The sequence below is a fragment of the Vreelandella sp. DA03-1M genome, assembly GCF_055725665.1.
The window spans coordinates 3,130,324-3,156,305 of record NZ_CM146798.1; the positions used below are offsets into that span (position 1 = coordinate 3,130,324).

A 25,982-nucleotide genomic window follows, 5' to 3' on the forward strand; every position below is an offset into this window, starting at 1 on the left:
AATATTCTTGAGAAAGAGAGAATTGATTGCCCGGTTCTCTTCCAAGAACCGAGCAGCCACTGCAAGGGCCTGAATCATTGAAGGTCAGGCCCGAAAAAGCAGGTTAGTAAAAACCCATTAGAAAAGCTTAAGGATCGCCAGCGCCACCGCCCGCGCCGTGTATATTACCGGTGGTGTAGCTGGATTCTGGCGAGGCCAGCAGTACATAAGTGCCGGCCAATTCTACCGGCTGGCCGGGGCGACCAAGCGGCGTGCTTTCGCCAAACGTTTCCACAGCGTCTTGTGGCTGGCCACCGCTGGGCTGAAGCGGGGTCCAGAACGGGCCGGGCGCAACGCCGTTGACGCGAATGCCTTGCTCGGCTAGCTGCTTCGCCAGCGCTTTGGTGAACGCGACAATGGCCGCTTTGGTCATGGAGTAATCAAGTAGGATTTTAGGCGGATCGTAAGCGACCACTGAGGTGGTATTAATGATCACTGACCCTGGCTCCATATGGGGTATTGCTGCCTGGGTGATCCAATACATGGCGTACAGATTGGTCTTCATGGTGTCGTCGAAGGCTTCATGGCTAATATCCATAATCGACGGCTGCCACTGCTGGCGACCAGCGTTATTGACCAAAATATCTAACCCGCCTAATTGCTCAACGGCCTTTTCCACTAACTCGCTACAAAACGATGCATCACGAAGATCGCCTGGAATAGCCGCCGCGGCACGCCCTTCCGCTTCAATAAGCTCAATGACTTCGCGCGCGTCTGACTCTTCCGCGGGCAGGTAGTTAATCGCCACATCAGCGCCTTCACGCGCATAGGCAATAGCGGCCGCACGGCCAATGCCGGAATCTCCACCGGTAATCAGTGCCCTTCTTCCGGTTAAACGACCACTGCCGCGATAACTCTCTTCGCCGTGGTCTGGGCGCGGTGTCATGTCACTGGCAAGCCCAGGCCACTCTAGCGGCTGGCGTTCAAAGGGGGGGTTGGGGTACTTGCTTTTGGGATCCTGCATTTGGTTTAACGTGCCTCCTGAGTCATTGGTGTTTGAGGTATTACCTGCACCACCGGACGGCGATGTCGAAGATGACTGGGCGAATGCGGGTGCGGCCATAGCAGCGGCCATACCGGTAGCAAGGCCGCCCACCACTTGACGGCGCGTCGGGTCAAATGTGTTGTCGGGCTTCATAATAGTTTCCCATAAGTAACCATTGCCAATAACAACTTGATGCGTGGCCTAAGCCAAGAGCTTTGCCCTGAAAAAGCATGCAATAGGGAAAGGCGTCAGCTCGCTTAAAACTCTATTGACCCTAGTTGGGATAACGGTGATTACCAAGCGGAGTGCCGAAAGAAACTATAAACTTAAAAAATGATAGTTATAAATCCAAATTAAAGTAAGCAACTTTAAAAGTAGTACCGGATGAATAATAAAAAGCAGGCGCGTTGGCCTGCTCTCATACCGGTTCTCACAACAACTCGCTCTTTACTGTCCTTTTATCAACAGGCTTGCGGTTCTCTCACTTCCCGACACGCCCTGACGCTTTCTGCCAGTTCACTGACTAGGCCATGCACACGCTCTACGGCTTCATCGGGCGTATTGGCGTGTTCAATACAGTCGACGAGTGCAGAGCCAACGACGACCGCGTCGCTGTAGCGGCCGATGGCGGCGGCCTGCTCAGCGGTGCGAATGCCAAAGCCCACGGCAATAGGTAGTTCGGTGTGTTCGCGCAGTTGATTTACTGCGCCTTCCAACCGCTCTGGCGTGGGGGCACTGCCGCCGGTGACGCCCGCCACGGAAACGTAGTAGATAAACCCGGAGGCGTTCGCCAGCACTTTGGGGAGGCGCTTGGCATCGGTGGTCGGTGTAGCCAAGCGAATAAAATCAATACCGTGCTGGGCCGCTGGCGTACAAAGCTCTTCGTCATGTTCTGGGGGCAAGTCCACGACAATCAGGCCATCTACCCCGGCCTTGGCGGCATCGGTCAAGAAACGCTCGACGCCGTAGCAGAAAATGGGGTTGTAGTAGCCCATCAGCACAATGGGCGTGGTGCTGTCTTCTGCACGGAAGCGACGCACCATTTCCAGCGTTTTGGCTTGGGTCTGGCCGTTATTCAAGGCACGCAGCGCGGCTTTTTGGATAGCGGGGCCATCGGCCATGGGGTCGCTGAACGGCATACCGAGCTCGATGATATCCACCCCCGCTTTTGGCAGCCCATGCAACAGGCGACGGGAGGTGTCGGCGTCCGGATCGCCAGCGGTGAGGTAACTCACCAGCGCCGGGCGGTTTTGCTGCTTGAGAGAAGCAAAGCAGTGTTCAAGACGAGATTGATGGGTCATGACGTTCTCCTGTGTCGCGCTCATAGCTGTTTAACCCCGAATTTTTCACCCAGGTGATGGGCCACGCTCATCATGTCCTTGTCACCACGCCCGCTGAGGTTGACCACCATTAAGTGCTCGCGGGGCAGGCTGGGTGCGCGCTTGGCCACTTCGGCCAGGGCATGAGCGGTCTCTAGGGCGGGGATGATACCTTCCTGTTGACAGCAAATTTGAAAGGCTTCCAGCGCTTCGTCGTCGGTGGCAGAGACGTACTCGACCCGCCCCTGCTCATGCAACCATGCGTGCTCTGGCCCGATGCCGGGATAATCCAACCCTGCGGAAATCGAGTGGGCGTCGATAATCTGGCCATCTTCGTTTTGCAGCAAGTAAGTGCGGTTGCCGTGCAGCACGCCGGGGGTGCCGCCGTTCAGGCTGGCTGCATGCAGGCCGCTTTTCACGCCCTTGCCACCCGCTTCCACGCCAATCATCTTCACGTCAGCGTCATTCAGGAAGGGGTGAAACAGCCCCATGGCGTTTGAACCGCCGCCAATGCAAGCCACCAGCGAATCCGGCAGGCGACCTTTTTTTTCCAGCATTTGGGCGCGGGTTTCATGGCCGATCACGGCCTGGAAGTCACGTACCATGGCCGGGTACGGGTGCGGGCCCGCCACGGTACCAATGATGTAGAAGGTGTCGTCGACATTCGTTACCCAGTCACGCAGCGCTTCGTTCATGGCGTCTTTTAGCGTGCCGGTGCCCGAGGTAACAGGGATCACTTCCGCGCCCAGCAGCTTCATGCGGAATACGTTGGGCTGCTGACGCTCGATGTCGGTGGCGCCCATGTAGATGACACAAGGCAAACCAAAGCGCGCCGCAACGGTCGCGGTGGCAACGCCGTGCATGCCTGCGCCGGTTTCCGCGATGATGCGCTTTTTGCCCATCTGCTTGGCCAACAACACCTGACCAATGCAATTGTTGATCTTATGCGCGCCGGTGTGGTTGAGTTCTTCGCGTTTGAGATAAATACTCGCACCGCCGAAGTGCTCGGTCAGCCGCTCGGCAAAGTAGAGCGGGCTTGGCCGACCCACATAATCACCCTGAAAATAGGCCAATTGGCGCTGGAATTCGGGGTCGTTCTTGGCAGTGGTGTATTCGTCTTGTAGCTCTAAAATCAGTGGCATCAGCGTTTCGGCGACAAAGCGGCCACCGAAGCTGCCAAATAAACCATTGGCATCGGGCAGGCTCTTGGATACGTCTACAGGTTGATTCATCGCGACCTCTGAATGCGTTATCGAACTGTTCAGTAAAAACAGTTCAGTGAAAACAATGAAATGAAAGTAGCGCAAGCAGGGAGAGATAAAAATCGATAAGATGTCAGCAATATGTGACTTTAAGTCAACTATCAGCAGGATAGCCCATGCAACACAGCATGCCGCCACTTAGCGCCTTGCGCGCCTTTGAAGCCACCGCCCGTTTGGGTAGCGTGACCGCCGCTGCCAATGAGCTAAGCGTGACTCACGGCGCTGTTAGCCGCCAGTTAAAGAGTCTGGATGACCATTTTGGTGTCGCGCTTTTTGCCAAAGCGGGCCGAGGTATTGTACTGACCTCGCACGGGGAGCGACTGCAGATTGGTGTGGGTGAAGCGTTCTCACGCTTGAAGGATAGTTGTGCAGCGCTCAAGCGTGACGTGGAAGAGGCGCCCTTCACTCTGGCCTGCCCTGGCAGCCTTTTGGCCCGCTGGCTAATTCCCCGCCTGGATCGTCTGCACCGCGAGCTGCCTGAGCTCAAGCTAAAAGTTGTGGTGAGTGAAAGCGAGCAGCCGGGCACGCAAACGGATGCCAGCGCCACCCTGGCGTTTGCCGAGCCACCCTGGCCAGAGGGTGTTGAGGTATTCGAGCTGATGGCGGAGCAGATATGTGCGGTGGCAAGCCCACAACTAGCGGCCCAGTGCGATGCGACCAAGCCCGAATCGCTGCTTGCCAATAAGCTTTTATATACATCTTCCCGCCCCCAGGCGTGGCCGCAGTGGGCCAGTGCCAAGGGACTAGAGCTGGCACAGCTTGAAGCGGCGCTAAGCAAAGGCCAGGGGTTTGACCATCTTTATTACTTGATGGAAGCGGCGGTGGCGGGCTTGGGCGTGGCGATCGCCCCCAAGTTGTTGGTAGAAGACGACCTGAAGAGTGGCAGGCTGGTGGCCCCCTGGGGAAGTATTCAGACTCCTGCGCGCCTGTGCCTGTGGTTACCCAGCCAAACCAACGTTCTCACTCAACCCCGCCGCAGCGAGCCGCTGGCGGAGTGGCTCAAGCGGGAGTTGATAGTGCCTAGAGCAGAAGCTGAAAAAGAAACGCTGCAAGTTCTTCAAAACCAAGATTTAATGCAGCAAATCATGGCTTCCTCCGATACTCACAATCGAGGCTAAAGCTGCCAATTTTGCTCATTAAACAGACTGTTCTACCGATGCGATGACAAAACTATTTATATTTTGCCATCGGCGGGCATGACGATCAGTCCTGATAATATTTATTTGATAAAAAGCAACATGCTACCCCTTCTGCACTATCAAATAAGTATGCAACTCCGGATACTGGTCGTACTCCAGATGTCTGCACACCGCGCCTAGCGTAATCAGCAGGGACAAGAAGCCGCTGGTACCAAGCGTGGAGTAGTAAATTTCTGGCCCCATGAAGCTATCGGTGTGCTCACCGGGTTCGTCGGTACCGCCGAAAGAGAAGATCATTACCCCACCCTTATTCAGGCTTCCGATAAGTTTGGTCATCACACTTTCCTGCTGCGCTAGCGGAATATGCCAAATGCTGTCCCAGGCGGTGATAAAGTCGTATTTTTCCGGCGGCTGCCATTGGCAAATATCCTGGTGGTGAAAGGTCACGTCAGGGTGCTTCTGCTTAGCGAGGCGCAGCATTTCATCGGATATATCCACGCCTTCAGGCGTAAAGCCTTCATGTTGCAAGAAGTCGATAAAGCGGCCGGTACAGCCGCAACCGATATCCAGCGCTCTACCCCGATTTTTCACAAACGAAAGCGCCCTTTTGTGCGCCTCTATGCCGTTAGCGAGATTGAATTTTTCGCTTTGCCAAAGGTGAGTGATCTGATCGTAGGCGCTGCCAATATCAGTAGGTGTCATGGGTGGCCTATAGGATAAAAAGTGGAGGCTTAGTGACTCTATCACCCACTCAAGCGTTCGCGGTTATTGGCCACCATTTCAGCCAGAAAGTCTGCCACGGCCCGAATGCGGCCTGACTGGGTAAGATCCGTCTGGATAACGAGATAGATGGGCTGATCTACGCCAATATCCGTAGCGACACAGACAAGCCCGGCCTCCCTGGCCAGAAAATGTGGCAATACCGCTATCCCCAGCCCCGCTTTGGCCGCCGCTAGCTGGGTCGCCAGCGAGGTGGTGGTTAGCGCCGGCTCCCGCCCTTGCAGAACCCGCTCAATCCACTGGGCGGCAGGCAGGTGCGCTTGCATGTCTCCCCAGGTAATAAAGGCGTCGCTGTCGTAATCGCCCGCGTCATGATGAATCTCACGCTGGGCCACATAACTGGGGCTAGCATAAAGCCCAAAACCCAGCGAGCCGAGGCGCCGAAGGGTGACATTGCCCCGCTCGGGCTTAACCATTCTAAGCGCCAGATCAGCGTCGCGGCGGTGCAGATTAACGGTGGTGATATCGGTCACCAGCTCAAGTGTGATGCCGGGGTACTGAGCATAAAACTGTGGCAATGCAGGCAGAATCAACGACGTGGCTAGGTTTTCAGCCGTGGCCAAGCGCACCCTACCGCTCAGTTGCGTAGCGAGTGCGCCTCCGCTGGAGAAGGCAGCTGCGGCGGCTTCCAGCGCTTCGGCTTTTTCGATTAGCCCGGCCCCTTCCTCGGTAAGCTGATAGCCCGACTGCTGACGAACGAACAACGGAAGCTTTAAGGCTTTTTCGAGCCGCTCGATACGCCGGGAGAGCGTCGCGATCCCCAGATGGAGTTCCGCTGCCGCGCCACTCAAAGTGCCATGGCGGACCACCGCCAGAAAGGTGCGCGTGTCATCCCAGACCCACCCGCGGGGCATCTGATTTTCAAAACTGGAAAACGGTTTACCGAATTCGTTCATTTTTTTCATTATTGGATAGTGCCACGCTGTTATTGCGCGTTTCAACAAGCGCTCGATAACGGCTCACGCTCTATTGATGGGCCATGGTTTAGTAAGTCATTACAGGAGACATAGCATGCAAACACGTACACTCGGCACCGACCTGACCCTCTCTGCCATTGGCTTAGGTTGCATGGGAATGAGCGAGTTCTATGGCCCCCGAGACGATAGCGAGTCGCTTCGGGTGTTGGCCCGGGCAGTGGAGCTGGGCATCGACTTTTTTGACACGGCGGATATGTACGGGCCACACCATAACGAGGAGCTGATTGGCCGCTTTCTTGCCAGCCATAAGCCAAACGTACGTATCGCCACCAAGTTTGGCATTGTTCGTAACCCTGGTGAGTATCAGCGTCGCCTGGATAGCAGCGCCCTGTATGCTCGCAAAGCTTGCGAGGCGTCGCTGAAGCGGCTGGGCATCGAACAAATCGATCTCTACTACGTTCACCGTGTTAACCCGGCAACCCCTATCGAAGAGACCATGGAGGGCTTGGTACAACTGGTTAAAGAGGGAAAAATTGCCCATATTGGCCTCTGCGAGGTTAGCGACGAGACCCTGCGCCGCGCACACGCCGTGCACCCGGTGACGGCGGTTCAAACCGAATACTCGCTCTGGACACGGGACGTGGAGCAAGCGGTACTGCCCACCTGCAAGGAGCTTGGCATCGGCTTTGTGCCCTACTCTCCTCTCGGTCGAGGGTTTTTAACGGGCAGGTTTCAAGAGAACGCTGATTTCGGAGAAGGTGATTTTCGTTCTAACCTGCCGCGCTTCTCTGAACAGGCCATGGACACTAACCGCCGAATCGCAGAGGTGATTGGTGACATGGCAGCACTCAAAGGCTGCCCCCCTGCGCAGCTCTCGCTGGCCTGGCTACTTTCCAAAGGCGACAACATCGTACCGATCCCAGGCACCAAACGGTTGCGCTATCTTGAAGAGAATGCAGCATCGGCGTCCATCACCCTAACCGATGATGAGCAGCAACAGCTCGAAGCGGCCACTGCACGCCTTCCGGTTATCGGCGAGCGCTACACACCGGAAGGCATGAAGGGGGTAAATGCGTAAGGAGCGGCTTGGGCCTGGCTACTGAATGATCTCGCCAATCGAACGTTTGCCATCCAGCAGCAGGTACTCCTGGTTTACCAAATCGGGCTTTTGCACAGCGTGAAGTAGCGCATGGGCGACGTTGGCGCGGGAGATTTGGTTGTCGCCTGCTTCCTCCAGTGAACTGGCAAACCGCTGACTGGCGGCTTCGTCGGTCAACCGCCCTGGCTTGAGAATGACGTAGGGAAGTCCGCTATTGCGAAGGTGAGCATCGGCGGCAAATTTTGCGGCCATATAGGGGCGCATTTTCTCGGGCGCGTCTAATGGCTGTTCTGCCCGCATGGCGCTAATCATTATGTAGCGGGAGAGACCTTTTTGCTTGGCGATATCGGCGGTACGAATGGCACCGAACAGGTCGATCATTAGGGTTTTGTCTGGACCGGTATGAGGGCCTGAACCCGCGGTAAAGACCACTTGGTCACAGCCATCAAAGGCGTGCTCAAACTCACCTTCTAAATCAGCTACCACGGTATCGATGCCGTGCTCTTTGAACCAGGCTGCCTGCCCTTCACTGCGAATCATCGCCTTGATGGGCGTGCCCGCTTTTTGGGCTAGCTCGCAAAACTGCTTGCCAATCTGTCCGTTCGCGCCAATCACTAACGTTGTCATAACGACTCCTTGTGAATTACCTATTTACTGTGGATGCAGGCACCCAGGTAGAATTTCAAGGCAATGAGCAGGCCGCTCTTCCAATAGACCAAACTCTACTTGGTGATGTTCCCCTTACGCGACAACCCCAAACACTCGCCCTATCGCGGAGGTTAACGCCATCGCAAGGCTGCCCCAAAACATCACTCTTGCGGCAGCTTTTAACATCGGCGCGCCACCTACTCGAGCAGCGATGGCACCCAACAAAGCCAAAAAAAGCAATGAAAACAGCGCTACCAGAGGAGTCAATAATGATGATGGTGCCCACCAGGCGACCAATAGTGGCAATAACGCTCCCGTGGTAAAGGTCGCTGCTGATGAGAGGGCTGCTTGAAGCGGGCGCGCTTGACCAGTGTCGGTGATGCCAATCTCATCCCGTGCATGGGCACCTAAGGCATCGTTGCTCATGAGTTGTTCGGCAACTTGCCGCGCCAATTCAGGCGTCAAACCACGGGTTTCATAAATAGCGGCGAGCTCTTCCTGCTCTAGTTCGTAATGCTCTGCCAATGCTTTGCGTTCAATACTAAGGTCGGCGTGCTCAGTATCGGCTTGCGAGCTGACCGACACATACTCACCCGCCGCCATCGACATAGCGCCAGCCACCAAGCCAGCAACGCCTGCCAGCATGATATCGCTCTGCGCTGTGCTTGCCGCTGCAACGCCGAGGATGAGGCTACTGGTGGACACAATGCCGTCGTTGGCGCCTAGCACTGCAGCACGAAGCCAGCCTGAACGGTGAGACCGATGATGCTCTGTATGGATCATGGAATTAATGCCATCCTGGGTGTGCCTAATCGCTGACGATTAAATGCGCTTAGCTCCTTCAGAGCCTAGCAGGTATTGGACATTGTCGTTGGGCACTTGTTGTCTAGCCACTCGGTAATTTAAGTTTGTCCGGTTGTCTTCCAGGAAAGAGGCAAAGACATTGTTAAAGCGCCTATCTGCGTTGGATTAGGCGACGTTGAATGCCTGTTTGGCTTTCATTATGCAATCCGTGTAGGGTTATTAAACAGGCATTCAACAAAAGGATTTCCCATGCAACGCCATTTACTGGTTACGTCAATAACCCTGGGGCTTTTCGGTGGTGCTGCCACCACGGCGCTGGCGGAGTCCACGCCGCTGGAAGAGCAGCTCAAAGAGCTTGAGTCATTTCAGGTAATTGCTCACCGAGGCGCCAGCGGCCATGCACCGGAAAGCACGATGGCGGCCTACGAACTGGCCCATGAGTGGGGCGTCGATTACTTGGAACTCGACGCTCAAATCACTTCGGACGGCGAGGTGGTGGTGTTTCATGATGACACCATTGATCGCACCAGTGACGGCGAAGGCGAGATCAATGATTACACGCTGGACGAACTCAAAGCACTGGATACCGGCACGTGGTTCAATGAGCAAAACCCTGACAGTGCCGACACAGCCTTTGAAGGCGCTCAAATACTTACTTTGGATGAGTTATTGGAGCACTTTGGGCACGATGCACGCTACTACATAGAAACCAAGTCGCCGCAGTTGAACCCTGGCCTGGAAGAAGCGTTGGTAGCGCTGCTGGAAGAGCACGACTTGATCGAGAGTGGTCGGGTCCTGGTGCAGTCTTTCGAGCAAGATAGTCTGCTGAAAGTGCACGAATTAAACGAGAACATCCCGCTCATTCAACTGGCCTGGTATTACCCCAGCGAAGAAAAAAATGGCCGATTGGTGGAGTGGACGAACGTGACGCCGGGGCCAGAAGATATCACCGATAAGGACTTCCAGGCAGTGGCGGATTATGCGGTCGGACTGGGCACCAATTTCATTTACGAAGGCGAGGAAGTGATTGACGCTGACTTCATCCGTCAGGCGAACGACAACGGCCTGCCGGTCCATGTCTACACCATCAATGAAGCTGATGAAATGGAGCGTTTGATGGAAATGGGCGTCAACGGTCTGTTCACCAACTATCCTGATCGTATGCTCGAACTCGTAGAGTAAGACCGCCTATAAACACTCAGCACGCCCAGCCTTGGCTGGGCGTTTTTGGTGAATCGCTTTACGCTCTAAAGGCAGCGGCCAGGTCGAGTTGCGCCACTACCTGCTCCACTCGTTTACGGTCGTCCCCTTGTAGTGCTTTAAGTGGTTGAGGCAAGCAGGGTTGGCTGACCTTGCCGGTTACCTCTGCAATGGTGGCGGCTACCCGCAAGCTGCCTCCATATTCACGATAAAGCGCCCATAACAGCTCAAGCGCGCTGGAAAGCGCATCGGCCTGCTGGGTATCTCCCGCTTGGGCAGCCCGAGTCAGCGCCAGTGCTGTGCGGGGATAGAGCCCGCCGATAACGGAGTACCACGCATCACAGCCGGCGTTTAGCCCTGTAGCGGCGGCCGGGTCGCCGCTGATGCCTATGGTGACCTCTGAAGGAATGAGCGCGCGCAGCCGCACCACACGCTCGCGCGCTTTCTCGATATCATTCACTACTGGCGGGATCTTGATAGAGCGCACCTGTGGCAATTGAGCAATACGCCCGTGCAGCTCATCGCTGAAATCAAAATGGGTGGTGCCAGGATTGTCATACACGCATAGCGGAACACTCAATGAACGGCTGACAGTAGCATAGAGGTCGTACACTTCATCGTCGGTCAGCTTTTGATAGGACACCGGTGCCAATAACAGCCCACTGGCACCGGCTTGCTGGGCACGTTCCGCATTAGCCAGCACATCGCGGGTACGTAATGCACCTATGCCTACGACTACAGGCACAGTACCGGCGTTTTCGACACTGAGACTAGCCACACGGGCGCGCTCTGCAACGCTTAAATAGGCGTAGTTGCCGGTCGATCCCAGCACGCCAATGGAGTCCACACCAGCTGCGGCCAAGTGTTCCACTAAGTGAATAAACTCACGCTCTTGAATGCCGTGTTCGTTCATGGGAGTTAGCGGAAATGCACTCAGGCCGGTGAACATGGCGGATGATCCTTTTAGAATGGCAGAGGAAGATTTTCAAACGAACTTAATGAAATGAGTATCACACAGACGCTTAGCCATTAAGTACAAGCTCTCATCAGCGCCGGAAAGTATAAGCCAATCAAAATGGACAAAGTTAATGAAAACAAATTAAAACACAACCGCCACCAAGAACCTTCGCTCTTCTTTAACATAGCTACCTGTTATTTTTTTTGAATTGATGTAGTGTTTGTGTCCGTGCCGTATCGCTACGGCACAGTTTTTTGGTGCCTATCCCTTAGTTAAACAAAGGGCACTGAATATAAAAAACAACGCCGATAGACCGCGAGGGAGAACACGTCATTAACTCATACACTGATAAAGTACAAGGTAGAACTGCATCGTGCATGAACCTGGCGTTCATCAATCAACCAGTAAGATACCGCCCATGCCTTCACCTGTCTTGAGCGGTTCTCTCATGCGATTGGCGTTACTGGCAATGGTCACCCTCATGTTGCTGGTGATGCTCATTTTCACATGCACAAATGCCATCGCTCGAGAAGCCCCTCTTTTTTTAGTCGCCCATCCTGACGTCGCCACCCGCTGGTTGAATCGCGATACTACCCGCGCGATTTTTGCGATGCGTCAACGCACATGGCCGGATGGTCAAGCTGTCAGGGTTTACGTTTTAAATAACAGTGATTCCGTGCATGCTCGCTTCACCAAAGAGCAGTTAGCGGTATATCCGCACCAGCTTCAGCTAGCCTGGGATCGCATGGTCTTCTCGGGGACCGGCCAAGCCCCAGACCGCGTCGCTGACCAAGCAGAGATGCGCGAGCGCGTTGCCACGACACCCGGCGCCATAGGTTACCTTGAAAGGGAGTATCTGGATGATAGTATCCAAGTTATCTCAATGGAATGAGCATCGTACTGTTGCCGCTCTGTTAGGCATTGTCATATTAGGGGTGCCTACCCACGCCCATAGTGATGAAAACGTTATGGATACTCTGCAGATGCATGGCTTTCTTAGTCAGGCATTAGTCGTTACTGATGATAACAACTTTTTTGGTCCCAGCAGCCAAGATGAAGGTAGTTTCGAGTTCACCGAAATCGGTCTCAACGTCTCATTACGCCCTCATCAGGATGTGTTACTGGCCGCACAAATGCTAAGCCGACGTGCAGGTGGCGATAGCAGCGACGCTTATCCAAAGCTCGACTATGGCCTTATTGATTACCAAATGGTTTCCGATCAGCAGCGCACTTTTGGTATTCAGCTAGGCAGGATTAAAAATCCGTTTGGGTTCTATAATCAAACACGCGATGTGGCGTTTACACGCCCTAGCATACTATTACCTCAATCACTTTATTTTGACCGGACTCGTTCATTAGCTCTAACAGGAGATGGACTAACGTTATATCTGGAAGAACGATTGGATAACGGCGTTATAAGAGGTCAGCTTGGTTTAGGAAAACCCCAGGCAGACAAAGACTTAAATCAGACGCTTCAGTTGCATCGTATACGGGGCTCTTTCGATCCGCAGCAATCTGCTATTGCCCAAGTACGCTATGAGCATGACGCAGGACGTATCGTTGCGGCTCTCAGCCATGCCAATGTCAGATCCCAAATAGATACCTATTCCCCCAACGTGAGTGATGGAGATTTTTATTTCAGGCCCTGGGTTTTTTCGTTGCAGTACAATCAAGAACTCTGGAGCGTAACGGCCGAGTATGCACTGCGCCGCTCAGGGTTAAAAAATTTCAATCAACCGGCTTTAAATTTCGATACGACCGGTGAAAGTTGGTATGTGCAGTATACGCGGCGCTTTTATAACGATTGGCAGTGGCTAATCCGTTATGACAGCTTAGTCAGTAACCGTGATGATGCTTCTGGTAAAGCCTTTGAAGCTAGTGGCCTGGGGCCTGCTCACTCTCAGTTTGCTGATGATTTAACCTTTGGCTTGCAGTGGACGCCGCATCCTCAGGTAATGTTGGCAGGCGAATACCATCATGTGGATGGTACTGGCTGGCTGCCTGCTCAGGACAACCCGGATCCATCAGCGACCAGCCGACGCTGGAACATGTGGTTGTTCCAGTTATCGCTGCGTTTCTGATCTATTACTCGATCCTGGCTAGGATAATACTGCGATGAAGATACCCGCCCTTTTTCAAACCCCACAGCGCCTTAGTCTGACCTGGCGTGTTATCGCATTGAGTAGCCTACTGCTTTTAGCATTAGTTAGCCTATTTACTTGGCTGGGCCACGAGAAACTCACCCGCCAGTTTCAGGAAAGTCGAAGCCAGCATCATGAACGTCAACAGCGTGAAATTCATTTAGCGTTAACGCGTTCCTCCGAGAATTTACGTCAATTAGCCGGATTGACCGCTGCTTCAGCAAGTTTAGGCTCACCTTTACAAGCAGGAAATACCATTGATGTGGAACAAGCGCTGGATTCACTGTGGCCTGCACTCCAGCTTGAGGCGGGAATCGATGAGATTCTAATCGTTAATTCTCGTGGTCAAGTCTTGGGCAAATGGGGCTCCGGAAATGCAGAAGCACAGCTACCTATACTCAGTTGGGTGCAACGAGTCATGAATACCGAACGGCCACTAACCACGCTTCGCTGTACCGTTAGCTGCCAACAATTTGCTGCAGTGCCGGTACTGGTAGAGGGGGAAAGTGTTGGCATGGTCTTGCTGTCCCGCTCATTAGCGGATGTCACTCGGCAGGCGAAAGAAGTCTCTGGCAGCGAAGTCGCGTTACTGGTCACAGGCGCTGTTGAAGACAGTGAAAGCCGTAATGTAACGGCTCAACGACAACTGAAGGCATGGAATGGGTATCTGCTCGCACTTACCAATGGAGAACAAAGCCTGGCACCGTTACAGCGAGCTGCAGAAGCCGCGCCAGTGGACCGCCTGATAGAAGCACCGATACGCTTTGAGCATACTGGCCGTCATGTGGAGCTTAGCGCCGCACGCATGGTCGAGAGCAGCGAGCGCAACGATAATGGTTACTTCCTGCTGATATCGGATATTACCAGCCAAATTAATGCCATCCATAACGATACACGCACCCTATTGTTCGTTGGTGTGCTTGGCTGGATTGCCGCTGAATTACTACTGCTCGTCATACTGCTTGGCCCCATGGCACGGCTGCGAAGAGTCGCAGGCTTGCTACCCATACTGGCGAGTGGGCAATTTAGCGATATACGCTCCGCCCTTCCCAATCATCGCCATCGCATTGCAGACGAGATAGATATACTCGAAGTCACCACGCTTGAGCTTTCTCATCAACTCGAAAGGTTGGAAAGCGAAGTACAAGAGCGCGGCAAACAGTTAGCTGAGCGTATTGATGAGCTGGCCAATGAGCGTGATTTCGTCAATAGCTTACTGGATACCGCCCAAGTATTTATAGTTGCCCAAGACAGTGCAGGACGCATCAGCCTCGTCAATGAGTACACCCAATTGATGTTAGGAATAAAAGAGGCTTCCCTGCTTGGGCGCAATTTTGCAGATGTCTTCGAGGCTGGTGTCTTTACCACAGCGAATACCGTTGATCTTCCTCAACAAGAAGAGAAAACGCTGCGCACCCCCGATCATCATCTGCACACTATCGCTTGGTATCATGCGCCTTTGCATACAGGTAACGAGGAAACGGTATCACGCATTTCCGTTGGCCTCGATATCACCGAACGCAAGGCCGCCGAAGCGCGGCTAACTTGGCTTGCCGAGCGAGACCCGCTGACCGAGCTATACAACCGGCGCTACTTCCAACATGCACTGCAAATCGCCATTGAACGCTCTGCCACTGCAAAAGGGGCGGTACTGCTGCTGGACTTAGATCAGTTTAAAGAGGTTAACGAGCTGAGCGGCCACCATGTGGGCGACCAACTGTTGCGTGAAGTGGCCGATACACTTTTCCATAAGCTAGGCCGCCGTGGCGTCATCGCCCGCTTAGGGGGTGACGAATTTTCGCTGCTACTCGAAGATACCAATGCCGACCAAGCGGTAACAGTCGCGCAATATGTCGTTCAGCTGCTAGACGGTATCGGCTTTGTGGTCGGAGAGCGGCGGCATCGCGTGACGGCGAGTATTGGTATTGCGCTGTTCCCCACCCATGGCAATACACCTGCCGATCTGATGGCGAGCGCTGATGTGGCTATGTACAAAGCGAAAGAGAGTGGTCTTCAGCACTGGCACCTTCTTTCTAAAGCTGAAAATGCCAAAGATGAGCTGCAGGATCGCGTCTACTGGGTTGAGCGGATACGCAGTGCGCTTGAAGAAGACAGTTTTGAGCTAATGGTTCAACCTATCATTAGGCTAGAAGACCAAGACATAAAACATTACGAAGTACTGCTGCGAATGCGCAACCCAGATGGCAGCCTGGTTTCTCCCGCACACTTTATTCCTATCGCCGAACAGAGCGGTCAAATCGTGTTGATTGATCGTTGGGTAGTGCGGCACAGCTTAAAAGCCCTCAGCCAACTGCAGGATCGAGGCATTACGTTTGCAGTTAACCTTTCTGGCCAATCCTTGCATGATGAGGGGCTAAAGCAATATCTAGCCGAGGAAATAACCGCCAGCGGCGCTGACCCTCACCATTTAATACTGGAAGTGACAGAGACCGCAGCGGTTACCGACTTCTCTGCTGCACGCGGTGTATTACAAGCCGTACGCAGCCTAGGGTGTCGTACCGCTCTGGATGACTTTGGTGTTGGTTTTAGTAGCTTTCACTACCTTGGGCAGTTACCCGTTGATTACATTAAGATAGACGGTTCTTTTATTCGCAGTTTGTTAATTAGCCCTGACAGTCGCGTTATCGTTCGCGCAATAGCGGATATAGCCAAAGGATTTGGTAAGCAAACTATTGCCGAGTTCGTTGACCAAGAAGCATTGCTGCCTATATTAAAGGGCTACGGAATAACGTATGGGCAGGGGTACCATTTAGGTAAGCCTACCAAGCTTACCGAAGGTTTTTTTGGAATAAATTATTTATAATAGAAGCAGTTTAAATTTCACTCTTTGCCTAAAAGGATAGCGCGTGATGTCATCACCTCGTATAGCAAAAAACAGGGAAGCACCTTCAGCATTACTGGAAAGGTTTATTCAAGATTTTAAATTTAAACTGTGCATCACTGAGCAGGAAAAGCATAAAGTTTACCGTTTAAGGCATGACGTTTACTGCGAAGAGCTGCAATATGAAGAACCGACCGACCCTTACAACAAGCTCGAATATGATATCCATGATCAAAACTCTATTCATTGCTTGATTGAACATCGCAGAACCGGCTTAGTGGCCGGATGTGTGCGAGTCGTCATTCCAAAGCCTTCTAGCCCTCAGCCGCTAAACCAGCTTCCTTTACAGACGTATGGTAGCCAAAGCCTAACTCATCCGGAATTCCATCCCGAAAAGCTGGCTATAAATAGTTACTATGAGATTTCTCGCCTTGCCGTTAATCCTCTATTCAGAGCAAAGGCAAAAGAAAAAGACATATTAGCAAACACAAGCGCTATTACCTGTTTTTCCGTAGAGGAAAGGCAGCTATTTCCATTACTGGCAAGCGGGCTATTCATTACAGGTTATTCGTTAGGAAAGCAGCTAGGTAAAATACAGGTTTTTGCCATGATGGAACCTAGCCTGCCTCGACTTCTCGCGCTAACAGGGTTTCACTTCACCAAAGTAGGAGAAACTATTAACTTTCATGGTAGAAGAAGCGCCTACTATATAGATAAGCAAAAAGCAGAAAGTGGTTTAAAGAAAACGTTGCTACCCTTATATTTGCACATACAACAAACTCTCGCCCCTCAGTTAGAAGAAATGTTGGCCCAAGAAACCAGCATTCCTCTTACCATGTAAATAAAAATGCCTATTATAAACATAGAACCTAGGCTTCGGCGGTTGAGCTCCCACGATCATCTAAAGCATTCGAACGCTTAAAATCATTAACCGTAACGCTGGTAAATTTCTCCAAGAAAAATACTAGCGTTTCGGGATATCTAAAGCGCTCTACAAAGCGCTCTTGACCTTCTTGCGAACGCCGCGTCACGCTTGCTTGATAGCCGCTGTTAGATTTTGTCACTTTAACGCTATTTTCTCGAGCACCATCACTGGTAACAGCGGTTAGGGAAGAATTACTCGTTAGTAAGGCATCAAGCTGCTGGGCAGCCGTGTGTTCTTCTTCAGTCGCCCATAGAGGTTGATCGCGATCCCCGTAGTGGTAAAGCATAATTACCAACATGACGGAAAAAATACTGCTGGTAAGCATCCAGGTTAATAAAACGCTCGATAGCGGTGTGGTGAGCATTACAACTAACTGAAGCACAATACCCACCGCTAGTACGCCCGCCAACGGCCTCCACATACGCGGGTTCATAAACCGCCGCTTCAGGGTATACCCCCACAGCCCAATCACGGCTAATGCGCCCACCAGCAAATACACGGGAGAGAGCAGTGTCCCGCCACCTGCTAATAAGGCGATGACACCGATGATAAGCATCACTGTGTAGAAAGCTGCTAATAGGCGGTAAGCGCGGTCTAGATTCATCAGTCAATCTCCATGCTTAATGGCCGGTGTCATGAGTGGTGTACCGGCCTTTGTTTTTATCGGCGATGGTTCCCGTCATACTTTATGCAGTATAGGCAATGTTGTGACTTCTACACGCCACGCCAATGGTTTAATTTAAATTTGCATTAAAGCCCCTGGGCGCCCCGACGCAGCCAATCATGAACAAATGCCAGCTTGCGACGAGCGTTTTCAGAAAGCACAAAAGGATAGAGGTCCGGCAAGCCCATAGAGCGGTTAACATGATTAACGCCCACGGTGAGCGCCGCTGCCACGTAAATCAAGCGATCAGCATCTGGCTCCGCATAAGGCTCCCACTGATGACTGGGCAGCTCTGGTGAAGAGAGATCGGATGCTGCAAAGCTATCGGCAATATCGGTTAAATGCAGCAAGTGAGCAGCCGTCTCGGCCCAATCCTCATGAGGGTGTGCAGATGCGTAAGTGGTTAAATAACGCTCTTTCCAATCGGGGGGCGGTCCGTTTTGATAGTGGTGCTGGAGCGCGGCGGTGTAATCCTGGCGCTCGTCACCAAACATTTCCCGGAAAGCGGCAAGAAAATCTTCACGCAAGCTAAGCCGCCACCAAAGCATGTGCGATATTTCATGGCGCATGTGGCCAATCATGGTGCGATAAGGCTCTTCTAACGCCTCACGCCGCGTTGTCACCAGAACAGGATCTACCTCGGCCACGCTGATGGTGACGACACCTTCAATGTGCCCCATGGGCACGGGCTTTTTGCCTTCCGCTAGAAGATGAAAAACCGGCGGCGCGCCTGGGTCTTCGGGACGGAACCAGTGCCAGCGGCCCAGGTTATCCAGCACCCAGCGCTTCGCCGCTTCAGTTTGGGCCCAGTTCGGAATCGCGTTAGGAAGACTGGGGTCGGGCGCCAGCGCAGTCATCGCACAAGAGCGGCAAAAAGCGCCCTGTTCGGGGGCTATCCAATTACAGCCGATGATGTCTCGATTAATACAGAACGGCGGCATAGGCACAAAAGCCCGGGCCTGGGGATCATAGGCGACGGGGACACCGTCAGCCGTCGTAAGATTGTCGAACCAAAGAGAGCCGGAGCCGACGGGGTTAGCAAATACGCGCATGCGGTGGAGCTCCTGAAAACGAGGAAAAGAGATCATCAAATAAACCGTTGAGCTTTCTCTTCTCCAAAATCCTAATAAAAAGTGTGCTGCGCTTATTTCTTCGTTGCAATACTGTTCATTTCAAAGCCATTTCATTTCAATGCTATTTCATTTCAAAACCACGCTTGATCAAGAAATCACGCATATGTGGGCGCAGTTTAGTATCGAAAAGTGGCATAAGATTATGTGACCAATCGGTATCTTTATTACTGCTGCTACGGGCTTGGTAGTAAGCCTGCATGGTGGCATCAAAACGTTTCACCTGCTCACCGTCTTCAGTGTAGTAGTCTTCTTTAAGAATCGCTTCCACTGGTAGGCGCGGTTTCACTTCAGGATCATGCTCTGGGTAGCCAAGACACATACCAAACACGGGATAAACATGCTCAGGTAGGCGTAATAGATCACTAATTGCTTGGGGATTATTACGTATGCCGCCGATATAACAGATACCCAGCCCTTCAGATTCAGCCGCCACTGCAACGTTTTGCGCCATCAGCGCCGTATCTACCGTCGCCACTAACAGTTGTTCAGTCATGCCGCGCACTACGTTCGCACCAGTCTGCTCAGATGCCTCAGTAGGGCGTTTCATATCGGCGCAAAACACTAAAAAGTCGGCACAGGTAGCAATGTATCCTTGCCCACCCGCCAGTTCTGCAATCTGTTCGCGATTAGCCTGATTTTTAACATGGATAACGGTATACGCCTGGACATGGCTGGACGTAGCAGCGCCCTGTCCGGCCTGGATAAGCTCAATTAGCAACTCCCGTGGGATCTGGCGGTCGCTGAATTTACGGATCGAACGGTGGGATTTAAGCAACTCAATAACGTCGTTCATGGTACCTCGTCTTGGCATATTGACTGTCACTAGTAGCGCTAGAACTACCTAGCATAACCCTCTTATCCTATCGGCTATGCCGAAACCTCACCAGTTTCTGCCAGCATCGAATGCCAATCGCTCTTCTGCTGGTGGCTATAGCATGGCTACCTTTTAAATGCCCTCTTTTTAGTGCCGTGACTCTGACTCTCTTTGTTGTTTCTTGCTCCAGCGCTCCAGCAGTAGGTACACCATGCACGCCAGCGCCAGGGGAAACAAAAAATAGAGGGCGCGATAACCGATCAAAGCAGCGAGAATCTCGCTCTTAGCCACTTGATGTTGCAACAAAGCGATGAACACAGCTTCAAGCACACCCAGGCCTGCGGGAATATGAGTCACCACACCCGCAATACTGCTGACAAGAAGAATCCCGAGGATAGTAGGATAGAAAACGCCCTGGGGTAGCAGTAGGTAGACAAGCGCGGCCATCAAGGACCAATTAATCGCGCCCAGCAACATCTGAAGCAGAGCTAGTCGTAGCGAAGGGAGAACGATTTCATGACCCCGCCATTGCCAGGTGCGTCGCCGTGAATAACAACACGCTGACAGATAGAAAAGGCAAACAAGCAATAACCCCGCCCCAATAACCTGCAACCCTAGCGTGCCAACTTGCCAGTGCTCAGGCAACTCAATCAGCCTAAGCGTAAATAGCGTCCCGGCAAGTAGCATATAGCCCAGCCAATTGGTGGTTAAGCTCACACTCAGCACACGCGTCACGGTCGCCACTTTAAGGCCAAACTTTGTGTATAGTCGATAGCGCAAGGCAATGCCGCCAACCCAGGCGCCCAGATTGAGGTTAAAGGCGTAGCATACGAAGGCTAACGGCAGCACCTGCTTGATAGGCAGCTCATGGCCGGTATAAAACTTGCCCAGCAGATCGTAACTGCTGAAGACGGCAAAGCTTGCGGCAGTAATGCCAAGCCCCATCATGACCAGGGCGGGACTATAGCCGCGCAGCGTTTCGATAACGGCCTGCCAGTCCATATTCTGGACCAGTGAAAATAACAAGATCGCGACCACCATAAAGAGCAGCAAAGTGACGCCGTGCTTCAGCCAACGACCCCAGGCACTGCGCAGTTTAGCGCTCGCTTTTTTGCTGTTTGACTGCATCCGGCTCACTCCTGTGCACGCTTGGGCTTCCGCGACCTCGGCGCCAACGTTTCCATTCGAGCCACATGAGCGGGTAACCATCCCATTCGCTTAGGAAAATGACGCAGGAAATGAAAACTCACGAACATAAGCGGCGCCCGCCACCAACGACCTTTTTCCGCGGCTTCGGTTGTTATCCTCTTACAACTGCTCTCGATAAGCTCAGATAGGTGTTTATGGATCTGTTGGTTGAGCCCAGCGTCGCGAACGAACAGATTGGCTTCCAGGTTCAGTGACAGGCTGAGTGGATCGAGATTGCTTGATCCCACCGTTGACCATTCATGATCAACGATCGCGATCTTTCCGTGTAAAGGATGCTCGGTATACTCGAAAATACTAATGCCCTGCTGCAACATATAGCTGTAAAGCGAGCTGGAGAACATCCTAGCCCAGGGCATATCGGGGCGGCCCTGCAAGATCAGTGTGACGTTAACGCCCCGTCGCGCCGCGTTTCGCAATTCATGAAAGAGACGATAACTGGGAAAGAAGTAGGCATTGGCAATGACTAGATGTGACTGCGCCGAACGAAATGCTTGGAGATAATGCTCTTCGATATCATTACGATGAAGGCTGTTATCACGAATGGCCAGCCTTATAGCGGCGCTGCCAGTGCGGGGAGGCAACGCCCGGATCTGCGGTAGTTCCTGTACCGCCTGATGCTCTACCAGGAGCGCTCCAGCAGCATCACGAATGTCCTTTACAATCGGGCCCCTTACTCGCAAGCCATAATCTTGCTTGCCCATGGCATATTTATCGGGCAGGTGATCGGCGCCGAAGTTGATACCGCCGATAAAAGCCACATCGCCATCTACCACGACGATCTTACGGTGAAGACGGCGAAACAGGTTAGTACGCATACCGAACAAGCGCGGTTTGGGGTCATAAACATGCAGGTGAATACCAGCGTCTGTCAGCTCTGTTATATAGTCGTTGTCCAGATCCGCCGTCCCATAGCCGTCTACCGTGACGTCTATACGTACTTGCCTAGCGGCAGCGTCAAGTAGGGCCTCCTTTAGCTCCCGCCCCACTTCATCGTTGAAAATGATGAAGGTTTCAATCAATACTTCTTCGCGAGCCGAACGAATGCAGTCAAATACGCTATTAAAATACTGACTTCCATTGATTAATAATTCGGCTTCGTTACTTTCCGTCCATTGGAAATTCACAAGCATATCTCGGCAATGAGGGGTACGTGATCAGACAGGTGAGTCCAGGGCTTTCGAGACAATGCGCGGGGGTTACGCACTGAAACGTTACGCACATAGATACGATCAAGGCGCAGCAGCGGCCAGCGCGCCGGAAACGACTTCGCTGGGTGACCATAATGGTGCACGAATGCTTCAAACAGCCCACATTCCGCCAGCACATGGTCTGCCTGACGCCGCCAGTCATTGAAGTCTCCCGCCACAATAACCGGCTCGTCATCCGGTAGGGTGTCGAGCAGTTCACACAGTAGCTTCATTTGCGCTAGGCGATGCCCCTGACGTAGCCCGAGATGAACGCAAACGGCATGTACTCCACTGTGGCCAGGCACATCCAGTTGGCAATGCAGCAGGCCACGTTTTTCGGTGTCCTGAATGGAGACATCCTTATTGTCGTACTGCAGTATCGGGTAGTGGGATAACAGCGCGTTGCCATGATCGCCATTTGGGTAAACAGCGTTACGACCATAGGCAAAGTCTGGCCATAACGTGTCAGCGAGGTATTCGTACTGGGGCACGCTGGGCCAATCATGAAAGCGAACTGCATGTTTTCGGTGCTCGCCTATCACTTCCTGAAGAAAGACCAAGTCTGCAGATAGGGTCGTTACCGCCTCACGTAGTTCCGGCAGGATATGACGTCGATTAAATACATTGAATCCCTTGTGCACATTGAGCGTCATGACCTGTAACGACGCGACAGGCGTAATAAGGCGTGATTGTTTTGTTGCAGACTCCTTAGCTGCAGACTGTTCCTTGGCGCTCACCGAACACTCCCCTTCTGCTCCATGACATGGCCCATAGGGCAACCCATCAAGGAAAAGCGTAGCAGGAGAGCCTTGGTCTTGCCTTTTACCAGCCTCTTCTTGGTGCCAATGGCAATCGCTGGAGAGCAACGCGACAGAACAAATTACAACAAATGTATTATCGCCCCGCGTATACCGCGTTGATCAACCCATAATTTGCCTAACGTAATGGGAAGCTTAAACCGACGCTTTCCCGCCGCACCTGGATTAAAGAGCAACTTTCCTGACTGGGTTTCGTTGCGAGGTTTATGAGAATGGCCGTGCAGAACGGCATCGCATGGGGTCGATGGGTCAAAATCCGCTAAACGATGAACAAGGTGCAGATGATGGTCATTGACCATAATGTCCTGATGCACCGGCAAGCTCCCCGCCCATGTTGCCGTGTCGATATTGCCCTGCACGCAGTGAACCGGCGCCAGAGCTTCCAGGTGTTCCAAGATCGCTTTGTCCTCTTCTTTGTTGCCCACGTCTCCCAAGTGCAGTATTAGCTCGCACCCCTGCAGCAGAACAAGTGCTTCATCACGCAACAACCCGTGAGTATCGGCAATAAGTCCGACGGGAGAAGCAATGTTGTAACTCGGCATTGATGAGTTCATTAATACGGTTTTCTCGCTTTTTTGAACTTTGTTGTAGTAACAATTTCGTCGCTTTTATTGATAGAACGCTACGTAACATTACTCAAATAGATCATATTTTTAAATAAGCGGAAATGTCGTGATGTCATTGTTTTAGATTTTTATCTATCTAATAGATTAAGCAACAGCAAGCTATACTATGCTGGCTATCATTATATGACTGCCCCTTGATGGAATAATAACGACGCCAGGAAGCCGACATGACCAATATTTCTCCAAACGCACCCGGGCAAAAGTGGAACGCCAACGGCTACGCCAAGAATGCTGATTTTGTGCCTAAGCTAGGCTGCGAAGTCGTCAAGCTGTTAGCGCCTCAACCCGGCGAACGCATTTTGGATCTTGGCTGTGGCGATGGCGCGCTGACAGAGCGCTTAGTGCAATTAGGGGCTAATGTACTAGGGATCGATGCCTCAGAAGAGATGGTGGAGGCAGCACGACAGCGCGGGATCACCGCACGCGTGGTCGATGGCCATCAGTTGCCCTTTGATCACGAGTTTGACGCCGTGTTTAGCAACGCCGCACTGCACTGGATGCTTGACCCTCAGGCTGTTTTGGCGGGCGTTAAGCGGGCGTTGAAGCCAGGGGGCCGGTTTGTGGCTGAGTTTGGTGGCCATGGCAATGTAGCCGCTATTTGCACCGCCCTGATTGCAGCCTTGCAGTTCCGCGGCATTAGTGCGCGCGGACGCCATCCCTGGTACTTTCCTACCACACATGAGTACGGCCATAGACTGGAAACCGTAGGTTTCAAAGTAGAAAGCATTGAGCTGATTCCTCGCCCCACTCCCTTGCCTACGGGCATGACTGGATGGCTTGAAACGTTTGCCAGCCCGTTTTTACATGGGCTTGATGAAGATGTGCGAGAGACCGTGCTGGAAAATACCTTAACGCTTTTAGGCCACAGCCTACGGGATGCGCAAGGAAACTGGACAGCCGATTATGTACGCCTGCGCGTTTCAGCCCGGGCATAAAAACTGACAAGCTTCTAAATAAAAAAGCCGCCGATATCGATATGAAACCTGACAACGAGAGATTAAAAAGTACTGTTATTGATAGTTCAGTCAGCGCTAAAAAGACCTCACCTCTGAGCAGTACTGACGGTGCCCCCTAAAAAATCAACTCCCGACAAACCTGCCGCTACTAAGAGCCAAGCTGTCCAGCACGATCAAACTGAAACATAAACGGGTGATAGGAGCCTTGTTGTTATCTGCATGCCTAACGGTACTGGGCACATACGCTACAAGCGGGATCACGGCGAGCTTGAAAATGCCGCCATTGTCCGCTTAAACCGTCAAAAGTGGACAGCCCCTGGTGAGTAGTGCCTGCGCCGCTTAGTAGTTTGAAGGCTTCAACCGCTTGAAAGCTGCCGATCAAGCCTACCAGTGGCGCCATGACTCCACTCTCTGCGCAACTAAGAGCTTCGTCACCACTGTCATCGGGTGGATATAAGCAAGCGTAGCAAGGGCACTCGACATTGCGAGGGTCAAAGACGGCCAGCTGGCCTGAAAAACGAATGGCTGCGCCGGAAATCAATGGAACTCCGGCCTTTTGTGACGCCGCATTGACGGCATAACGGCTTGAAAAACGGTCGGTACAATCCAGTACCACGTCCGCTGAAGCCACTAAGCGCTCAAGCGCTGCGCCTTCTACATGCTGGTCTATCGCCACGATGTCACAGTACGGATTAAGCGCTTGCATGCTGGCCTGGGCGGATTGGGCTTTATTTACTCCTACGCTTGCCTGCTGATGGGCAATTTGGCGTTGAAGATTAGAAAGTTCGACGTGATCGGCATCCGCGATGGTGATCCGCCCTACCCCAGCAGCCGCTAAATAAAGCGCCGCTGGCGAGCCCAAGCCACCTGCCCCAATAATCACGGCGTGAGCAGATAGCAGGCGCTCTTGGCCCTCGATATCCACTTCGGGCAGCATGATTTGACGGCTATAGCGCAACAGTGCCTGATCATCCATCATCGGCTTATTTATCCTCAAATTCCTCGAAGGCGGGGATGTGTAAATTGAAACTCTCTTTCACCTCTTCCATCACCACATAACTTTTTGACTCTTTCACCCCAGGAAGCGTTAACACCACATCGCCCAACAGTTGGCGATAGGCCGACATTTCGGGAATACGGCACTTTAAAATGTAGTCGAACTGACCTGATACTAAATGACACTCTTGAATCTGGGGTAGTTTCTCGACCGCGCGGCGGAATTCATCAAATACGGCGGGCGATTGTGTTTCTAAACTGATTTCGACAAAGACTAATAAATTGGCCTTCAAGGCACGCGGATCGAGAATTGCCTGATAGCCGCGAATAATGCCAGCCTTCTCCAAACGTTTAACGCGCTCAAGACAAGGGGTTGTGGATAACCCTACTTCCGAGGCCAAATCAACATACGAAATACGCGCATTGTCCTGCAAACAGCGCAGGATTTTAAGATCGATACGGTCCAGCGTTCTATTTTTAGGTTTCATGCCAGAGTCTCTTGCTAAAGGTTGTACTAAATG

25 protein-coding genes are annotated in these 25,982 nt (G+C 52.5%); 8 read left to right on the plus strand and 17 right to left on the minus strand.

Translation table 11 applies throughout. The annotated features are described in order from the left end of the window. Window positions 1-127: 127 nt before the first annotated feature. From ACXUPB_RS14720 to trpB, 3 genes are all read right to left on the minus strand, one after another. Window positions 128-1,177: an SDR family oxidoreductase gene (locus tag ACXUPB_RS14720; protein WP_335598040.1), complete on the minus strand. Its 1,050-nt coding sequence runs from the start codon at window positions 1,175-1,177 to the stop codon at window positions 128-130. A 308-nt stretch (window positions 1,178-1,485) separates the two neighbouring features. Further along, window positions 1,486-2,325, minus strand: coding sequence for a tryptophan synthase subunit alpha (trpA, locus tag ACXUPB_RS14725; protein ID WP_472953115.1), 840 nt, complete (start codon window positions 2,323-2,325; stop codon window positions 1,486-1,488). 20 nt (window positions 2,326-2,345) lie between these two features. Beyond that, on the minus strand, window positions 2,346-3,575 hold the full coding sequence (trpB, locus tag ACXUPB_RS14730; protein WP_335598038.1) for a tryptophan synthase subunit beta: 1,230 nt from the start codon (window positions 3,573-3,575) through the stop codon (window positions 2,346-2,348). A gap of 146 nt (window positions 3,576-3,721) precedes the next feature. On the opposite strand from trpB, the gene ACXUPB_RS14735 reads away from it, so the two are divergent. Next, window positions 3,722-4,723 carry a LysR family transcriptional regulator gene (locus ACXUPB_RS14735; protein WP_472953117.1) on the plus strand — a complete coding sequence of 334 codons (1,002 nt, stop codon included), beginning with the start codon at window positions 3,722-3,724 and terminating at the stop codon, window positions 4,721-4,723. A gap of 123 nt (window positions 4,724-4,846) precedes the next feature. Here ACXUPB_RS14735 and ACXUPB_RS14740 read toward each other — a convergent pair whose 3' ends face one another. Both ACXUPB_RS14740 and ACXUPB_RS14745 read right to left on the minus strand, forming a co-directional pair. Further along, window positions 4,847-5,446 carry a class I SAM-dependent methyltransferase gene (locus ACXUPB_RS14740; protein WP_472953119.1) on the minus strand — a complete coding sequence of 200 codons (600 nt, stop codon included), beginning with the start codon at window positions 5,444-5,446 and terminating at the stop codon, window positions 4,847-4,849. Between the two features lie 41 nt (window positions 5,447-5,487). After that, entirely contained in the window at window positions 5,488-6,429 is a 942-nt protein-coding gene (locus ACXUPB_RS14745) for a LysR family transcriptional regulator (protein WP_472953120.1), read from the minus strand. A 106-nt stretch (window positions 6,430-6,535) separates the two neighbouring features. Here ACXUPB_RS14745 and ACXUPB_RS14750 point away from each other — a divergent pair, with 106 nt between their 5' ends. Continuing rightward, entirely contained in the window at window positions 6,536-7,519 is a 984-nt protein-coding gene (locus ACXUPB_RS14750; protein ID WP_472953123.1) for an aldo/keto reductase, read from the plus strand. Between the two features lie 18 nt (window positions 7,520-7,537). Here ACXUPB_RS14750 and ACXUPB_RS14755 read toward each other — a convergent pair whose 3' ends face one another. Both ACXUPB_RS14755 and ACXUPB_RS14760 read right to left on the minus strand, forming a co-directional pair. Continuing rightward, entirely contained in the window at window positions 7,538-8,167 is a 630-nt protein-coding gene (locus ACXUPB_RS14755) for an SDR family oxidoreductase (protein WP_472953125.1), read from the minus strand. Window positions 8,168-8,281: 114 nt separating this feature from the next. Then, the gene (locus ACXUPB_RS14760) at window positions 8,282-8,971 is read right to left on the minus strand and encodes a VIT1/CCC1 transporter family protein (protein ID WP_335598034.1); all 690 of its coding nucleotides are present in this window, start codon (window positions 8,969-8,971) and stop codon (window positions 8,282-8,284) included. Window positions 8,972-9,241: 270 nt separating this feature from the next. Here ACXUPB_RS14760 and ACXUPB_RS14765 point away from each other — a divergent pair, with 270 nt between their 5' ends. Further along, complete coding sequence (locus ACXUPB_RS14765) at window positions 9,242-10,174, plus strand: glycerophosphodiester phosphodiesterase family protein (protein ID WP_472953128.1); 933 nt, start codon at window positions 9,242-9,244, stop codon at window positions 10,172-10,174. Window positions 10,175-10,232: 58 nt separating this feature from the next. Here ACXUPB_RS14765 and ACXUPB_RS14770 read toward each other — a convergent pair whose 3' ends face one another. Continuing rightward, complete coding sequence (locus ACXUPB_RS14770; RefSeq protein WP_472953130.1) at window positions 10,233-11,141, minus strand: dihydrodipicolinate synthase family protein; 909 nt, start codon at window positions 11,139-11,141, stop codon at window positions 10,233-10,235. A 427-nt stretch (window positions 11,142-11,568) separates the two neighbouring features. Between ACXUPB_RS14770 and ACXUPB_RS14775 the strand changes: the two genes are divergently transcribed. Genes ACXUPB_RS14775 through ACXUPB_RS14790 form a run of 4 tightly spaced genes read left to right on the plus strand, consistent with a single transcriptional unit; the run spans window position 11,569 to window position 16,974 of the window. Further along, window positions 11,569-12,042, plus strand: a complete 474-nt coding sequence (locus ACXUPB_RS14775) for a type 2 periplasmic-binding domain-containing protein (protein WP_200897134.1) — start codon at window positions 11,569-11,571, stop codon at window positions 12,040-12,042. Then, the gene (locus ACXUPB_RS14780) at window positions 12,011-13,231 is read left to right on the plus strand and encodes a hypothetical protein (RefSeq protein ID WP_335598031.1); all 1,221 of its coding nucleotides are present in this window, start codon (window positions 12,011-12,013) and stop codon (window positions 13,229-13,231) included. Before ACXUPB_RS14775 ends, ACXUPB_RS14780 begins: the two co-directional genes overlap by 32 nt. Before the next feature lie 34 nt (window positions 13,232-13,265). After that, complete coding sequence (locus ACXUPB_RS14785) at window positions 13,266-16,115, plus strand: bifunctional diguanylate cyclase/phosphodiesterase (protein ID WP_472953132.1); 2,850 nt, start codon at window positions 13,266-13,268, stop codon at window positions 16,113-16,115. A gap of 46 nt (window positions 16,116-16,161) precedes the next feature. Continuing rightward, complete coding sequence (locus ACXUPB_RS14790; protein ID WP_472953134.1) at window positions 16,162-16,974, plus strand: PEP-CTERM/exosortase system-associated acyltransferase; 813 nt, start codon at window positions 16,162-16,164, stop codon at window positions 16,972-16,974. 28 nt (window positions 16,975-17,002) lie between these two features. On the opposite strand, the gene ACXUPB_RS14795 is transcribed toward ACXUPB_RS14790, so the two are convergent. From ACXUPB_RS14795 to ACXUPB_RS14825, 7 genes are all read right to left on the minus strand, one after another. Beyond that, the gene (locus ACXUPB_RS14795) at window positions 17,003-17,662 is read right to left on the minus strand and encodes a hypothetical protein (protein ID WP_335598028.1); all 660 of its coding nucleotides are present in this window, start codon (window positions 17,660-17,662) and stop codon (window positions 17,003-17,005) included. Between the two features lie 146 nt (window positions 17,663-17,808). Then, the gene (locus tag ACXUPB_RS14800; protein WP_035560148.1) at window positions 17,809-18,774 is read right to left on the minus strand and encodes a zinc-binding metallopeptidase family protein; all 966 of its coding nucleotides are present in this window, start codon (window positions 18,772-18,774) and stop codon (window positions 17,809-17,811) included. A 142-nt stretch (window positions 18,775-18,916) separates the two neighbouring features. Beyond that, window positions 18,917-19,648 carry an oxygen-insensitive NADPH nitroreductase gene (nfsA, locus tag ACXUPB_RS14805; RefSeq protein ID WP_035560145.1) on the minus strand — a complete coding sequence of 244 codons (732 nt, stop codon included), beginning with the start codon at window positions 19,646-19,648 and terminating at the stop codon, window positions 18,917-18,919. A 168-nt stretch (window positions 19,649-19,816) separates the two neighbouring features. Then, window positions 19,817-20,797, minus strand: a complete 981-nt coding sequence (locus ACXUPB_RS14810; protein WP_045812091.1) for a lysylphosphatidylglycerol synthase domain-containing protein — start codon at window positions 20,795-20,797, stop codon at window positions 19,817-19,819. 5 nt (window positions 20,798-20,802) lie between these two features. Continuing rightward, a complete protein-coding gene (clsB, locus tag ACXUPB_RS14815; RefSeq protein WP_472953138.1) occupies window positions 20,803-22,008 on the minus strand; it encodes a cardiolipin synthase ClsB in 1,206 nt (401 codons plus the stop codon). Further along, window positions 21,999-22,802 carry an endonuclease/exonuclease/phosphatase family protein gene (locus ACXUPB_RS14820; protein ID WP_472953140.1) on the minus strand — a complete coding sequence of 268 codons (804 nt, stop codon included), beginning with the start codon at window positions 22,800-22,802 and terminating at the stop codon, window positions 21,999-22,001. The genes clsB and ACXUPB_RS14820 overlap by 10 nt, the downstream gene beginning before the upstream one ends. Before the next feature lie 143 nt (window positions 22,803-22,945). After that, window positions 22,946-23,425, minus strand: a complete 480-nt coding sequence (locus tag ACXUPB_RS14825) for a metallophosphoesterase family protein (RefSeq protein WP_335598026.1) — start codon at window positions 23,423-23,425, stop codon at window positions 22,946-22,948. A 251-nt stretch (window positions 23,426-23,676) separates the two neighbouring features. Between ACXUPB_RS14825 and ACXUPB_RS14830 the strand changes: the two genes are divergently transcribed. Continuing rightward, a complete protein-coding gene (locus ACXUPB_RS14830) occupies window positions 23,677-24,444 on the plus strand; it encodes a class I SAM-dependent methyltransferase (RefSeq protein ID WP_472953143.1) in 768 nt (255 codons plus the stop codon). Window positions 24,445-24,688: 244 nt separating this feature from the next. Here the strand turns inward: ACXUPB_RS14830 and ACXUPB_RS14835 are convergent, their stop codons facing one another. Both ACXUPB_RS14835 and ACXUPB_RS14840 read right to left on the minus strand, forming a co-directional pair. After that, window positions 24,689-25,444, minus strand: a complete 756-nt coding sequence (locus ACXUPB_RS14835; protein WP_472953145.1) for a HesA/MoeB/ThiF family protein — start codon at window positions 25,442-25,444, stop codon at window positions 24,689-24,691. A 4-nt stretch (window positions 25,445-25,448) separates the two neighbouring features. Beyond that, window positions 25,449-25,949 carry an Lrp/AsnC ligand binding domain-containing protein gene (locus ACXUPB_RS14840; protein WP_035586613.1) on the minus strand — a complete coding sequence of 167 codons (501 nt, stop codon included), beginning with the start codon at window positions 25,947-25,949 and terminating at the stop codon, window positions 25,449-25,451. Window positions 25,950-25,982: the final 33 nt, after the last annotated feature.